This is a genomic window from Lentzea aerocolonigenes, assembly GCF_000955955.1.
Lineage (GTDB): Bacteria > Actinomycetota > Actinomycetes > Mycobacteriales > Pseudonocardiaceae > Lentzea > Lentzea aerocolonigenes_A.
The window spans coordinates 1-423 of record NZ_JYJG01000578.1 but is presented as its reverse complement, the minus strand read 5'-3'; the positions used below and the strand labels follow the sequence as shown (position 1 = coordinate 423).

The window sequence follows — 423 nt, the reverse complement described above, 5'->3', positions numbered from 1 at the left end:
CCCCCTCTTCATGGCGGATCAGCAGCGCTTTCCGGTGTACTTGAAGTAGGTGTAGTCCTGCGCGACGCTCACGGACCCCCAGGCGGCGGTGCACTTGTCCAGCGTGTTGGTCGGGCTGCTCCACAACTCCTTCGGGTCGTAGGGGTTGCTCTTGCCGCCCTTGTGGTCGTTCGGAGTCGTGTCGCTCGCGCTGCTGTAGACGGCGACCGCGGTCTCGGTGATCCAGTGGTGACCCGAGTTGCGGAAGCTCTCCCACATGTAGACGTAGGAGTAGTTCGAGCCGCAGCCGGCGAACTGCTTCACGGACGCGATGTTGTCGCCCCGGAACTTGATGTACCCGGTCGACCCGATCTGCGCGGCGCTGGCACATCCGGGCGGCGTCTCGGCGTTCGCGATCCCCGGGAAGACGAAGCCCAGCAGCAC

The 423-nt window shown here is 65.0% G+C and carries 1 protein-coding gene; it reads right to left on the bottom strand.

Annotated elements, in window-relative coordinates; all coding sequences use genetic code 11:
- Window positions 1–18: 18 nt before the first annotated feature.
- Window positions 19–423, bottom strand: a 405-nt coding sequence (locus UK23_RS53480) for a hypothetical protein (protein WP_045318441.1), incomplete at its 5' end; no start/stop codon positions are given.